At 39.5% G+C, this 14185-nt stretch carries 10 protein-coding genes and 1 pseudogene; all 11 read right to left on the reverse strand.

Translation table 11 applies throughout. The features are described 5' to 3' along the window. Positions 1-23: 23 nt before the first annotated feature. The gene (locus QZL88_RS21125; RefSeq protein ID WP_006801220.1) at positions 24-344 is read right to left on the reverse strand and encodes a helix-turn-helix domain-containing protein; all 321 of its coding nucleotides are present in this window, start codon (positions 342-344) and stop codon (positions 24-26) included. Further along, entirely contained in the window at positions 341-655 is a 315-nt protein-coding gene (locus QZL88_RS21130) for a helix-turn-helix domain-containing protein (protein ID WP_006801219.1), read from the reverse strand. The genes QZL88_RS21125 and QZL88_RS21130 overlap by 4 nt, the downstream gene beginning before the upstream one ends. A gap of 199 nt (positions 656-854) precedes the next feature. Beyond that, positions 855-1685, reverse strand: a complete 831-nt coding sequence (locus QZL88_RS21135; protein WP_006801218.1) for an RteC domain-containing protein — start codon at positions 1683-1685, stop codon at positions 855-857. Positions 1686-2168: 483 nt separating this feature from the next. Then, positions 2169-4256: a heavy metal translocating P-type ATPase gene (locus QZL88_RS21140; RefSeq protein ID WP_306539935.1), complete on the reverse strand. Its 2088-nt coding sequence runs from the start codon at positions 4254-4256 to the stop codon at positions 2169-2171. A gap of 305 nt (positions 4257-4561) precedes the next feature. Further along, positions 4562-4960 carry a heavy-metal-associated domain-containing protein gene (locus QZL88_RS21145; protein WP_135107447.1) on the reverse strand — a complete coding sequence of 133 codons (399 nt, stop codon included), beginning with the start codon at positions 4958-4960 and terminating at the stop codon, positions 4562-4564. 40 nt (positions 4961-5000) lie between these two features. Next, positions 5001-5267, reverse strand: a pseudogene (locus tag QZL88_RS21150) (heavy-metal-associated domain-containing protein); the annotation flags it as partial. 180 nt (positions 5268-5447) lie between these two features. Then, a complete protein-coding gene (locus QZL88_RS21155; protein ID WP_006801214.1) occupies positions 5448-7121 on the reverse strand; it encodes an efflux RND transporter periplasmic adaptor subunit in 1674 nt (557 codons plus the stop codon). Beyond that, positions 7108-8613 carry a TolC family protein gene (locus QZL88_RS21160; RefSeq protein WP_006801213.1) on the reverse strand — a complete coding sequence of 502 codons (1506 nt, stop codon included), beginning with the start codon at positions 8611-8613 and terminating at the stop codon, positions 7108-7110. The genes QZL88_RS21155 and QZL88_RS21160 overlap by 14 nt, the downstream gene beginning before the upstream one ends. Positions 8614-8626: 13 nt before the next feature. Further along, complete coding sequence (locus QZL88_RS21165) at positions 8627-12451, reverse strand: efflux RND transporter permease subunit (protein WP_006801212.1); 3825 nt, start codon at positions 12449-12451, stop codon at positions 8627-8629. 10 nt (positions 12452-12461) lie between these two features. Continuing rightward, the gene (locus QZL88_RS21170; protein WP_006801211.1) at positions 12462-12878 is read right to left on the reverse strand and encodes a rhodanese-like domain-containing protein; all 417 of its coding nucleotides are present in this window, start codon (positions 12876-12878) and stop codon (positions 12462-12464) included. A 123-nt stretch (positions 12879-13001) separates the two neighbouring features. Continuing rightward, entirely contained in the window at positions 13002-13460 is a 459-nt protein-coding gene (locus tag QZL88_RS21175) for a hypothetical protein (protein WP_006801210.1), read from the reverse strand. Between the last annotated feature and the right edge of the window lie 725 nt (positions 13461-14185).

Here is a 14185-nt window from a genome sequence, read left to right on the forward strand (position 1 = left end):
TGTAGAATTTCTGCGGTCGTTTTTTATTCTTTTTCTACCATTTCTTCATCAGTGTTATCTCTGAAATGATCACGAATAAATTTCTCTACGTTTTTCTCTGTATAAAATATCTTGTGATGAATGGTTATGTAGGTCAGTTCGCCAGCCGAACGGTAACGCTGCAATGTCCGTTTACTTACGTTCAGCATTTGGCACAAGTCTTGATTATCCAAAAGACGTTCGCCGTTTAGCACGTTATGTCGTCCGCTCATTATATCCATAAATTTATCCAATCGGTCAAAGCGTCCCATGAATTGCTCAAACCACTTTTGCATGAAATCTTTTATACCTTCGTTCTCGCTCATGGTTTGCCTCCTTTCTTATTGTTGTTTACCACAAGTCCCGGTAATAGACGTTTCACTTCTGCCAACAGATACCATACTCTACCTCCCCTGATTGAATAGGTTATTTCTCCGTTACTGCGTAACCGCTGCATAGTGCGTCTACTTACCCGTAATATGGTAGCAGCATCTTGATCACTCAGCCAAACCTCTGATGGATCAGATTGTTGTAGGATAGTATTTTCTTTTTCTTGTTTTTGTACAAAAGAATGAATCCGGTCAATTTTTTGTAGTAGACTTTTATAGGCTTCCGATTCTATACTTATTACTTTCATGCTCGTAACTTATTGGTTTGATGCAAAGTTCGAGCGTTTTTTGATACTTGATAACGAGGTCGGTACTACTCTTTTTGAATATTTCTGTAAGTAGCTTATATATAATCGAATATAAGTAAATTTTCTCCGAAAAAGAGAAATAGAAAATACAGAAAAGATCGGTATAATGCGTGTTTAAGCATACATACCGACCTCGGTATTATTCTTTTCTACCCATACGCCGCAATAGGGCATCTTTTAACTTGTCAAGAAATGGTGTAGGGGTATTCCGTATTTTCAAATCACCAAGAGTTCGCGAAAGATTGCTATCTAACTGGATATTAAATACATTTTGGATATAATCGTAAAGTTGTGTCAACGGTAGGTCTCCAAACATTCCGGCACTATCCCATGAAAATATTTGCTCCTGTAACTCGGCTTTACTACCCATCCAAGTCTTTTTAGTCGCAGGAAAGCCAAAAGAACAACTCTTCATACCGTTATCATCCAACAACTCCACTTCGTGCATCAAATAGACAGAAAGCATATCATTTGCTAAAATCTTCGCTACCTTAAAATCGCAGTTAGTCGAAAATTGGGGATCAAATTCATAATAAAATGTTTCGAGATATTGCTCCACGTCTGTTTTATCCCGCAGAAAATAAATAGCGTCTAAATGAGAAGAGTCTGATCGGTAATAACGGATAAAATCAAGCCTTTTACCATTATATTTGTTTATATCATTCAATAAATCACAGAAGTATTCCCGTTGTTTATTTATACCTATGGGGCGATTCATCTCAATATTATAGACTTTACGATAGAATATTAAACGGGAGCATAATCTAGGTTTAGTTTCTTTGAAAAAATAAATTTCCTCTTCCTCATCTTTAAAATCGTATGATAAAATAAATGCTTTTAATTGGTTGAATGCTTTGGCAAGTACGCGGGAAGCATCCAAAGACTTCGTAATCATACTCATTTCAGAACATTCTATTTGTTCAATCTTTATATCAATTTCTTTTTTTAGATGGGAGGTAAATCGAATCATAAATATGCATCTTTTTAGACCAAACAGTAAAACAGAATTCTATTACTAACTGATGTTACGCAAAAAAGAGAGAACATGCGATATGGATACCTCAGGGGCATCTTAGTTTCCCATCGTTAGATACACAATGTGCTTTGTGAGGCCTGAGATACAGGTATAATGTTTCCCTGCGTAACATCAGTTACTAATTGAACTACAATAGAGCACGAAATCTAATATCTCAAGTTTAATTTCTTTAAAAAACATTTTCATTAAAAATATCATTAGAGTTTAAAGAAAGAAAACAATTTCTCATTTTATTCAGACAATCGCTTAATAGTCTTATTATTGGTTCAGTTTCTTCAATGGAAATTCATCAAAATGATGGTAAAACACACCGACATATATACTACAACTTATCAGGTTATTTCATATGCCGGTGTGACACTTAACAGAATCAAATAAAAACAATTAATATTTCCATCAGGTATGAATAAATGGATTTTATTTCATTCGTAACATCAACGCATTTATTGCAACTATTACTGTACTGACGGACATTAGTACAGCCCCTACGGCAGGACTCAATATAATACCTACAGGAGCGAGAATTCCTGCTGCCAATGGTATAGCGATAATGTTATACCCTGCCCCCCACCATAGATTTTGCACCATTTTTTTTGTTGTGTTTTTTGCAAGTGAAAGAAAATGGATGATATCATATGGATTACTTTTTACCAATACCACGTCTGCTGAATCTATCGCCACATCTGTTCCGGCACCGATTGCCACACCGATATCTGCACGTGCCAATGCCGGGGCATCATTCACTCCGTCACCCACCATCATAACGTTTTTTCCCTTATGCTGGTATTCTGTTATGACCTTCTCTTTATTTTCGGGTAAAAGAGAGGCATATACATCGCTGATTCCCAACTGTCCACCAACAGACTTTGCTGAGGCTTCATTGTCTCCTGTTAACATGACCGGAGTAATTTTTTCATTTTGAAGTTTTTTTACTGTCTGTTTGGCTTCTGGTTTAATTTGATCTCCTTGTGCTATTAAGCCTGCTACATCATCATTTATTAAAAGGTAACTTATGGAATTGCCTTTTTCTGCCAAGTCATTAAACAAGGATTTATCATATGACACTGCATTTTTATCCAGATATGCAGCAGTAACAATTTTTGCATCCTGTCCACTTACAGTACCCGATAAGCCTGTTCCACTTATAAGAGCAACATTTTCGGCCTTTGGTATCTCCAATTTATCTTCTTTGGCTTTATCCAATATACCTACTGCTAATGGATGATTGGAATGTACTTCCATTGCTGCCATTGTTTTTAGTATATCAGCATCACTCCATCTATCCGAAAGACTTTTAACAACGGAAACACGGAAATTACCTTCAGTAAGTGTGCCTGTTTTATCCATGGTTACAACGGATATATCCTTTGCTTTCTCCAATGCGTTGCGGTTACGGATTAGTAAACCATGTGTTGCACCTAAAGATGTAGAGCGAGCTACTACAAGGGGGATAGCCAAGCCTAAAGCGTGTGGACAGGCAATGATAAAGACAGTTACCATCCTTTCCAATGCGATATTAATATCTTTGTCGATAATATACCAAACGATAAATGCAATGATACCTACTATCAATGCTATATAAAAGAGTGCTTTGGCTACTTTATCGGAAATGGATTCCGCTCGTGATTTTTCTTGTTGGGCTTGTCCTACCAATTTCATCACTTGTGCTAGGTAACCTGATTCACCTGTTCCTGTCACTTCTACTACTATTGATCCCGAGCCATTGACCGAGCCACCTATTACGATTGCTCCCTCGCTTTTCTTTATGGCTTTGGCTTCCCCGGTTACCATTGATTCATTAACAGATGTTTCACCGGATATAACTTTCCCGTCAGCAGGCACTTTTTCCCCCGCCTTTACCATTACATGCTGCCCTTCCTGTATTTGTTGAAGAGGGACATCATTAATACTTCCGTCAGGTTGTACCAGATGTGCACTTCCAGGCAACAATTCAGCCATTTTCTGCAATGCGTTTCCTGCATTACCCACAGCCTTCATTTCTATCCAATGACCGAGCAACATAATAACAATTAGTGTCGCCAATTCCCAAAAGAAATCCATTCGGTGACCCGGCACTTGCAGGATGTAATTGGTAACAAAGGCGTACACACTGTATATGTAAGAAACAGTGATACCCATTGAAATCAATGTCATCATAGCCGGATTTTTTGCTTTTAGTTCACTTACAGCTCCAGTGAGGAACGGCCATCCACCGTAAAAATATAGAAACGAAGCTAAGAACAGTACTACCCAATATGAGCCCTCAAACGAAAGGCTAAAAGGTAGTTTCATTCCCATCATAGGGGATAACAGAATAATCGGTATTGCTACGATAAGGGAAATCCAAAATTTCTGTTTAAGATTTCCCATATGAGCCATATGTCCTCCCGCATGATCGTGATTCTGATGTCCATGCCCACTATGGTCATGTCCTTTGTGCATACTGTTCATTTCTGTATGATCCTGATGATTATTATGCGACACGTTTTGAGCATTTTGAGCCATTTCTATAGTATAATTGCCAATTTTCGATAAGGCATCCTGCAATACTTCCGTAGATATATGTTTATCCATACTGATGATGGCTATAGGAGGATCAAGAGTAACAGTTGCATGAATGCCTTCAATAGCATTCAGTGCTTTTTCCACACTTGAACGGAAATGATTACAAGTCATACCGTTTATAATATATGTATGTTCCATGTTTGGCTTCTTTTTATAAGAGGAATGCTCTAATTGAGCATTCCCTTTAAATATAATACTCACTTATCCCGGTCATTTATTCACCGTTTAAATTATTTCTAACAGAATTACCTGTATTTGCAACAGCCGGGTAGGGCATTATACGTTTTTTTATCTGTTTTGTCCTTTTCTGTATCATGTCCCACTTTGGCAACGGCCTTACTTATTGCCTCGATAGATGTTTTCTTTTCGTCAAAGTTAAGATGTAATTCTTTCGTCTTTTTATCCCAAATAGCCGAAGACACACCTTCCACATTTAATGCGGCTGTCTCAATTCGTTTTTTACACATATCGCACTTACCTTCCACTTTGAGCATCGCATGAGATTCTTTCATTTCACTTTTTTCTTTTTGATGATGTCTGGCATGTATGGTATCTTTTTTTTGTAGGCTATCCTGATTGTTAGCAGTCAGGCTGTTTGCTGATAAGAATATTATCACTGTTAAAAATAAAACTATCTTTTTCATTTATTTTTTTATTTTGATTGATTAATTATTCGTATTTCTCTTATTTTCTGTATTTGCAGCAATCGGGCAATGCATCATATGCTGCCTGATCAGCTTTATCCTTATCCGTATCATGTCCTGCTTTGGCAATAGCCTTGCTGATTGCATCCAGATTAGTCTGATGTGGATTGAAGTTCAGATGTAGTTCCTTCTTTTCTATATCCCACATAGCCGAAGATACCCCTTCCACACCTTTTGCAGCAGTTTCTATCCGCTCTTTACACAATTCGCAAAGTCCTTGTACACCCAACATGGCATGTTCATCCTGATGATGTTCTGGGGCTGACTGGGTTGTCGGTTCCGTTTTGGATGTATCGTCACTTGGTGCGCTTTTTGAGTTACAGGCACTAAAAGACAGGATGCCTAATCCCAATACGATGACTAAAATATACTTCTTCATTTTATTCTATTTTTTAATGGTGAATATTCCTTTTTTAGGTTGTTATGTTTATTTCTTGTATTTGCAACAGTCCGGTAGTGCATCATAAACAGCTTTGTCTGCTTTGTACTTGTCTGTATCATGCCCAACTTTGGCTACTGCTTTACTTATAGCATCCACATTGGTTTTTGCCGGATCAAAGTTTAAATGCAGTTGTTTAGACTTCTGATCCCACGAAGCCGATGTTACTCCGCTAACACCTTTAGCAGCTTTCTCGATACGTTCTTTGCATATTTCACAGAGTCCCTGCACATTTATCATAGCATGTTCAGTTTTGGCAGTCATGCTTTGTTTTGAATCTCCCTGCATGGAGGACATATCGTGTCCTTCATGCCCGGTTGATGTTTCGGATTGGTTTGTACCTGATGAGCTTCCCGACATATTATGACCTTCGTGCCCTGTTACGGGACGGGATGCTTCAGCATTCATCATACTACGTTTTCCTTCGAGTTGCGCACTGGCATCAATGGTAAAGGCTCCGTTGGTCACAATCTCATCTCCTTCATTCACACCCGAAAGCACTACATACGAATCGCCAAGTGACGGGCCGAGTTCAATTTCATGTAACATAAATGCCGGAGATTGTGTATTCGGTTGCTTCACATAGACAATCGAACGTTTCCCTGTCCAGAGCACAGATGATTTTGGTATGACAATTTCATTGTTGAATTGTTTCAACGGAGCTTTGATAATGGCATTAGCATACATCTCCGGCTTTAATTGCATGCCGGAGTTGGCTGTTTCTACCCGAATTTTAGCTGTACGGGTCGTTCTATCCAATATCGGATCAATAAAGGATATTCGACCTGAAAATGTTTTGCCGGGCACAGCCTGCAACGTGAAATCAATTTTATCCCCGACTTTAAGGAAAGGCAGATCTACTTCATAGGCATCAAACATAGCCCATACCTGTGACAGGTTAGCAATATCAAAAAGTACACTTCCCTGATTAATATAATCTCCCTGATTCACTTTTTTGCTGACTACAATACCGCCGGTATTGGCTTTTATTTCTACCAATGCAGACACATTTCCTGATTGCTCTATCCTCGCGATCTGTTCATCTGTCAATTTCCACAGGCGCAGTTTTTCCCGTGCCGCCTGAATTAAGGCAGGTTGTACCGATTGCATTTTAGCTGCTTCCAATAATTCCTGCTGCGCACTTAATAATTCAGGGGAATAAATTGTAGCAATCGTTTGTCCTTGCCTAACACTCTCTCCTGTGAAGTTGATAAAGAGTTTTTCAATCCGCCCACTAACATGGGATGTTTGTGATTGAGACAATCGTTCATCAGCTTGTATTGTACCATACAACTGAACATCTTTTATTGGATTTTGGCGGCTGATAACGGTTGTTTGTATATTAGCCAGTGCCACAGCTTCCTTAGACAGTTGAATCGCACTCGGGTCAACAGCTTCGTCTCCGCTACCGGATGTTTTCAACGGTATCAGATCCATACCGCAAATAGGGCATTTACCCGGTTTGTTTTGTCTTATCTGAGGGTGCATGGCACAAGTCCAAATTTGTTCCGCACCCTCTTCGTGAACATGCTCAGATGATTCATTCTGATTATTGGATGAAGCTCCGAATATCAGCCAGCCGATAAACAGCCCGGCAATGAGTATCAATCCGTACTTGATATAATTATTATTAATAATCTTTTTTAATTTATTCGTTTCCATAATATATGCTGTTTACGTTTTGTTCAGTATCCTTAAATGAAATCAGTTTTTGAATAGATGCCACCATTGTATTGTAACTTGCGACTGCCTCGGCTTTTTTGAGTTGATAATCCAACAGTTGCCGTTGAACCTGTATAACATTGGTTAGATCGCTTTTTCCAACAACAAACTCCTGTACGACCAAATTATAGGTTGTTTCAGCAAGGTCTGACTGTTTTTTATATAGCGAAATTTTACGGGAAGCATCATCCAGCAGGTGTTTTGTCTTATACAATTCCGACTCCAGTACATTGTACGTATTGGTATATTTCTCTTTACTGGCTTGCCACCAGAATTTACTTTCGCGCTGTTGAGCCTTGTACTTGTTACGATAGAGGGGGATACTAACGGAAACCATTGGCATAATCATATCCTTTCCGTTCATATCGCCCATTCCGAACATCGGATCGCTTGTTTTCTTATTAAGCATATATTGCACACCTATACCGAACATCGGATAACTCATCTTTTTATCCATTTCTGCTTTAGCTTTGTAAGCAAGCCCTTCTTCGGTAATCATGTTCAACATAGGGTTCTGATCGTTGATCTTTGTCATAGCAGTTTCGGGATCGAATAGGAATGGAAGTTGCTCAAAGGTTTCGGGTATCTGTATTTCGCTGAGAGCGGAGCGGTTCAGTAAAGCGTTGAACTTTGCTTTTTCCGCTTTTATTTCCGAAAGAATGCTCTCTATATTATTATCCAATTCAGCTATTTCCAACTGGATACGCAGCACATCAGACATACCGCCGGAAGCTGTACCACTCATGCCTGATGTCATACCACCACCGGAGCTGCCCATCGAAGACATACCTGCATTTTGAGCAGTTGGCTGAGAGCCACCACTACTTCCCATTGAGGACATGGATGACATACCACTTCCTCCTGCCGGAGGCGTACTGGTTGGTGGGGGCGGGGATGAAATTGAATATCCTGAACCTGAACCTGCTGATGGCGATGAAAACTTACGTAACGCCAGTTGTTCCAATTGAGTCAGCAGGGCTTTGTTATCCCTGTTGTTCATCAGTTTTTGTTGTAAGCTGCAAAGTAGATACCATTGGGTATAAACTTCCAGATAAAGGTTATCCCTTGTTTCACGGAATTTCTCAAACGACATTTTTGCCATGTGGGTGGCTTCGGTCTGTGCCGCTTTCTTTGTACCAAACCAAGGGAACATCTGCATCAGTTTGAACTCGGCAACCTGTTTCCCTCCGATAATATCCATCGGTTCAAGGAAAAAGCCCATTTCAAGTTCGGGATCTGCATAAGCTCCTGCTTGTGGTATTTTTTGCAGAGATGCCTTATAAACCATAAAATCCGCTTTAACTCCGGGGTTATTAAAGGCAGCTATTTTGAGGTAATGGCTGAGTGAATCAGCGGTTTGTGCTGAAACTGAACCGGTGCCCATTATCATCAACAACAGCATTGTTAAATATTTGATTCTTATTGTTGTCATAATACGATTTGTTTTATTCTTTAATCTTACCGTGTTTCTTTATCGCCGATTCACGCCACCAGCATTGAAACACCGGAACTACGAACATGGTCATCGACTGGATAAGCATCCCTCCGAAAGTAGGAATGGCCATCGGAACCATAATGTCCGCTCCCTTACCTGTCGATGTCAATACGGGAAGTAATGCGATGAGTGCGGTTGCCGTAGTCATAGCGGCAGGGCGTACACGCCTTAATCCGGCGTGAACTACAGCCTCTCTGATTTCATCTTTGGTATGTGGGTCGCGTTCGAGGAAAGTATCATGGATATATGTACCCATCAGCACCCCATCATTGGTAGCGATGCCGAATAAAGCTATAAATCCTACCCAAACAGCAATACTCAGGTTTATCTGATGCATTTGGAACAGGTCGCGCATATTCATATCCCCAATAGAGAAGTTCATAAACCAAGGCTCTCCATAAAGCCACAACAGGATAAATCCTCCGGCAAAGGCTACGATTACCCCGGAAAAGTGGATCAATGATGCTGTAACAGTCTTAAACTGAAAATACAATATCAACAAGATAGCCAGCAAACTTAATGGTATAACAACCAATAGTCGGTTAGCAGCCCTTTTCTGTTGTTCATAATTTCCAGCAAACTTATAAGATACACCTTTGGGCAATTCTAACTGTCCGGACGCTATTTTATCTTTAAGTATCTTGTCAGCTTCTTTAACAACATCTACTTCGGCTTTTCCGGCTACTTTGTCAAAGATTACATAGCCTAATAGAAAGGTGTTTTCACTCTGGATCATTTGCGCTCCCTTGGTATATTCTATATCTGCTACTTCCTTTAAAGGAATCTGAGCTCCGGTTGCTGTTGGCACAATCAGTTTAGCCAGTTCTTCGGGGTTATCCCTCAATTCCCTCGGATACCTTAAACGCACAGGAAAGCGTTCACGTCCTTCTACAGTTGTGGTCAAAGGCATTCCTCCCACTGCTGCACTGATTACATCTTGTAAATCAGCCACGGTAATGCCATAACGTGCCATATTCTGACGGTTTAATTTTATTTCAATATAGGGTGCTCCGACGGCACGGTCATAGAACACAGTAGATGAAAGTATAGACGGAATATCTTTCAAGGCTGCTTCCAATGCTTTTCCTCCTTGCTCAATGGATTCCAGATCGGGCCCTGATACTTTCAATCCCATCGGTGCGCGCATACCTGTCGAAAGCATCACCAATCGGGCTTCTATCGGTTGTAGTTTAGGCGAGGATGTAAGTCCCGGCATGTGAGAAACATTTACGATTTCCTGCCATATATCATCCGTTTTTTTGATATGGGGACGCCACTGACGAAAATAATCGCCCTTGCTGTCCGTGATAAGACTATCGGCAGGTAACAGGCGAAAACCATCTTTCGGATTATAAGCGCCTCCACCTTTTAAAAGGAACTCACCATTACGGTTTACTTTAAATCGTTGCCTGTGTCCATTTTCGTCCAGAATATATTCACTACGATAGTTAATTGTGTTTTCAAACATTTGGGTTGGAGCAGGGTCGAGTGCCGAATTGACACGTCCCCACTTACCTACGGTTAGATCCACTTCGGGAATATTGGAAATGCGTTTATCCAGTGTTTCAATAAATTGTAAATTCTGCTCTATACCCGTATGAGGCATACTCGTTGGCATCAAAAGGAACGAGCCTTCATTCAGACTTGGCATAAACTCTTCACCAATACCGGGGAAACGTTCACTTGAAGCCTGCCAGAAAGCAGTTTGTCTAAAACTCTTCCAGCCCACAGTTTCAAAACCTTTAGCCACAAAACCGAATGTTGTATCAAATCCCAACCATATCATAATACCGAAGAATACGGTAACTAATGGTATAAGCATAAACTTCCATCGATGTGCCAAGCACCAACGTAATATGCGTTCGTAATAAATTACCAATATCCATAGTAAGGCTAAGATTATACTTATCGCTACAAGGACGAATATTAAGTTTAAAAAGAATCCTTCCTGCGGGCCGATAGGTAGCCACTCGATTGTTAAATAATAGACAGCTACCAGAATTGCAATGCCAATATTGATATAAGTAGGTATCTTCTTATTCGTCCATCGGTAAGCAAGGAAGTTATTCAGTCCAAATAAAGTGAGAGCCAGGGCTGCCAATACTCCCGTAAAGACAAACAACAGGATACCTCCAGCTATCAGGACAATATTAGTAATTTTTCGTACCTGGGCAGAAGTCACTTTAATGGAAAATACATAATAAGCCAGTGTCGGCAACAGACTTAGTCCCAGTAGTAATGCCGATATCAATGCAAAAGTTTTTGTAAATGCTAACGGATGGAATAATTTCCCCTCCTGCGCCTGCATGGCGAAGACAGGCAGGAAGCTCACAATGGTAGTAAGCATTGCTGTCGTGATAGCACCTGAAACTTCGCTGACGCTTTTATGTATCAGGTTTGTAAAGGCTTTCCCTTTGGAAATGCCTTCATTTTCGGGCATCTCCATATGCCGGATTATATTTTCGACAAAGACAACTCCGACATCAATCATGACCCCGATAGCGATGGCAATACCCGACAGCGCGACAATATTGGCTTCGACACCCGTATAACGCATGATGATAAAGGTGGCCAGCACCGTTATAGGGAGCATGGAGGAAATCACAACCGATGCCCGTAGGTTGAAGACTAATACTATTACTACAATTATACAGATCAGTATCTCATGAGAAAGGGCTGTTTCCAGTGTACCGATAGTTTCCTGTATCAGTCCAGACCTGTCATAGAAAGGTACAACAGTAACTTTTGACACGGTACCATCCGCCAGTGTTTTCTGAGGAAGCCCTGCTTCCATTTCTTGTATTTTAGCTTTTACATTGTCAATGACCTGCATCGGGTTTGAGCCGTAACGGGCAACCACAACGCCACCGACTGCTTCGACACCTTCTTTATCCAGACCTCCACGACGGGTAGCCGGGCCCAGATTAACAAAAGCGACATCTTTAATTTTAACGGGTACTCCATTGCGGACAGTAATAACCGCTTCTTCCAGATCGGAAACATTCTTTATATACCCCAATCCCCTGACAAGATATTCAGCCTTATTGATTTCCACTGTTTCCGCACCTATGTCCAGATTGCTCTTTTGTACGGCATTCATCACATCCATGATGGAAACATTAAAGGCACGCATAGCATTAGGATTTATCTCTACCTGATATTCTTTCACAAAACCGCCGATAGATGCTACTTCGGATACTCCTTCGGCTGCTGAAATCGAATATTTGGCATAAAAGTCCTGAATAGTTCGTAACTCATCTGGGTTCCATCCGCCGGTTGGCTCCCCTGTTTCGGGGTTACGTCCTTCAAGGGTGTACCAGAATATTTGTCCTAAAGCAGTGGCATCTGGCCCCAAGCTGGGCTGTACCCCTTCTGGTAATGTTCCCGCAGGTAGGGAGTTCAGCTTTTCTAATACTCTGGAACGACTCCAATAAAATTCGATGTTGTCGTCAAAAATGATATATATAAACGACATACCGAACATAGAAGTACTACGGATGGTTTTCACTCCGGGTATTCCCAGCAGTGAAGTAGATAACGGATACGTAATTTGTTCCTGAATATCCTTTGGTGAACGTCCCATCCATTCAGTAGCTACAATTTGCTGATTTTCTCCTATATCAGGAATAGCGTCCACAGGGACAGGATCGCGTGGCAATACGCCACCATGCCAGTTGAATGGAGCTGTAGATAGTCCCCAAACAATGATGATAACAAGTAGTAACAATGTTATAACTCTGTTATCGAGAAAATACTTGATGATTCTGTTAAGCATAGTAATATTTTTATTTATCCGTCAATAATATATTAAGGTTTTCCCATTTTCCTCCGTCATATACATTTATAAACCCCTGATGTGTTAAAAATGTTTTAGCTTCTTTACTTCTTTTACCACTACGGCAAACTATAACAATAGCTTCTTTCTTTTGTAGGGAAAAAACAGAATCATTTAATTTGTCCAGCGGAATATTAATAGAATTTCTTATATGACCTTCATTATACTCTTGTTCTGTACGAACATCAAGTATAATAGCAGATTTATCCTCTATCAGATGTTTGACAAGGGTGTATTGAGGGGATGAGGGTTGAGAGACTGTTGAATCAATCGGAACTGTCTCCGTATTATAATGAGTATATACGGGACGTCCTGTGATATAGCCGGTGGACATAGCTATACCAATCAGAAAATAAAATGGTTTCATTGTTCTTTGATTTGATAAACATTTGTAAATCTTTGTTTTTAGATTTAAACAATTTAACGTACATCCGGTTTTGGATATACACAAAATTCAAACCAATGGCAGGGTAGCCACGGATTTATCAAATCAAATACGGTAGATGCAAATATAGGTCAGAAGGTCTATGTTGTGTAAACTAAAACCTCCTGGCGGAAAGTATTGACTGGTTTTAGTTACACCCTCATTCTCTGTTGGTATAAGCAAATTAAGAGCCAACCATACATTTTCATATGACGGCAATATATTGCTTAGGTTAAATTGCTGAACCTGATGCTGATAGTCGTCCGTTGAGAGTTCAACCTTTTGAATGTCACAGCAATTTTCATGGGATGGCATTATGTTATCCTCCTGTGTGTTTGAAGTAGTATGGCAGGCATTGTCATCCTGTTGTGGCATTTCCATATCTTCACAGCAGGACTTCTCTATTTCATTGTCCAAAACTCCAAAGGAATATAATTCTCCTGCACAATAATGCATAGCTATCACAGGATGAGCTCCAATGATCAGCATTAATAGCAACAGAAATATTGATATAACCTTCTTCATTTTATTACTGTAAAAATTCACTTATAAAATAAGCTATTGGCAAAGGTAGATATTTATTTTTATATTAACACAAAAAAAATACAATTTTATCCATGTTAGTTTTTAGATATCCAAATTGGATTTTATCATTATACTGCACAAAGATAGAAACACCCAACATGAAGTTACCGTCATTTTTAACAATCAACTTTAAGCATACCTAAATCTCATAATTTAATCTTTGCTATTTCCCATTTTAGTTTTTTGTCCTGTCCTGGAAATAATGGAATATCATGCTCCGAAATATTGGAATATCCTAAAAACACATTATACAGTGATAACACAGACATTGAACAGTTGTCTCTATTTTTGGAAATTACCAGTTCGTTTAGCAAACATTTATTATATTTATATCAAACGACATCAAACCCCTATTCATATATTTTTATTAATTCAAGGGTAAATATTCCGTACAAGCTCTTTTGGGTATTGAATTTGAATTATCATTAGCTATAAAATTTTATAGCAAGAAATTAATAAATACAATAAATCAGATAAATAAATTTGAGAATATTGGCAATATAAGGATTATTTAGTATTTTCACGCTAAGTTAAGTCGCTCTTTAATAGTAAGGGAATTAAGCATATCTAAGAACCAAGTTGGTTTCTAGATCGTTACCTATTGAAAAATAGCACATGCGCAATTTGTTGATTAATAGTCTATAAGACTTTCTTTTGTGTCTTGC

This window comes from uncultured Dysgonomonas sp., from assembly GCF_900079725.1.
Taxonomy (GTDB): domain Bacteria; phylum Bacteroidota; class Bacteroidia; order Bacteroidales; family Dysgonomonadaceae; genus Dysgonomonas.

Bases quoted from the DNA above. Each gene is read 5' to 3' on its own strand.
- QZL88_RS21125 (WP_006801220.1), bottom strand. From the start codon at position 344: ATGAGCGAGAACGAAGGTATAAAAGATTTCATGCAAAAGTGGTTTGAG.
- QZL88_RS21130 (WP_006801219.1), bottom strand. From the start codon at position 655: ATGAAAGTAATAAGTATAGAATCGGAAGCCTATAAAAGTCTACTACAA.
- QZL88_RS21135 (WP_006801218.1), bottom strand. From the start codon at position 1,685: ATGATTCGATTTACCTCCCATCTAAAAAAAGAAATTGATATAAAGATT.
- QZL88_RS21140 (WP_306539935.1), bottom strand. From the start codon at position 4,256: ATGGCTCAAAATGCTCAAAACGTGTCGCATAATAATCATCAGGATCAT.
- QZL88_RS21145 (WP_135107447.1), bottom strand. From the start codon at position 4,960: ATGAAAAAGATAGTTTTATTTTTAACAGTGATAATATTCTTATCAGCA.
- QZL88_RS21155 (WP_006801214.1), bottom strand. From the start codon at position 7,121: ATGGAAACGAATAAATTAAAAAAGATTATTAATAATAATTATATCAAG.
- QZL88_RS21160 (WP_006801213.1), bottom strand. From the start codon at position 8,613: ATGACAACAATAAGAATCAAATATTTAACAATGCTGTTGTTGATGATA.
- QZL88_RS21165 (WP_006801212.1), bottom strand. From the start codon at position 12,451: ATGCTTAACAGAATCATCAAGTATTTTCTCGATAACAGAGTTATAACA.
- QZL88_RS21170 (WP_006801211.1), bottom strand. From the start codon at position 12,878: ATGAAACCATTTTATTTTCTGATTGGTATAGCTATGTCCACCGGCTAT.
- QZL88_RS21175 (WP_006801210.1), bottom strand. From the start codon at position 13,460: ATGAAGAAGGTTATATCAATATTTCTGTTGCTATTAATGCTGATCATT.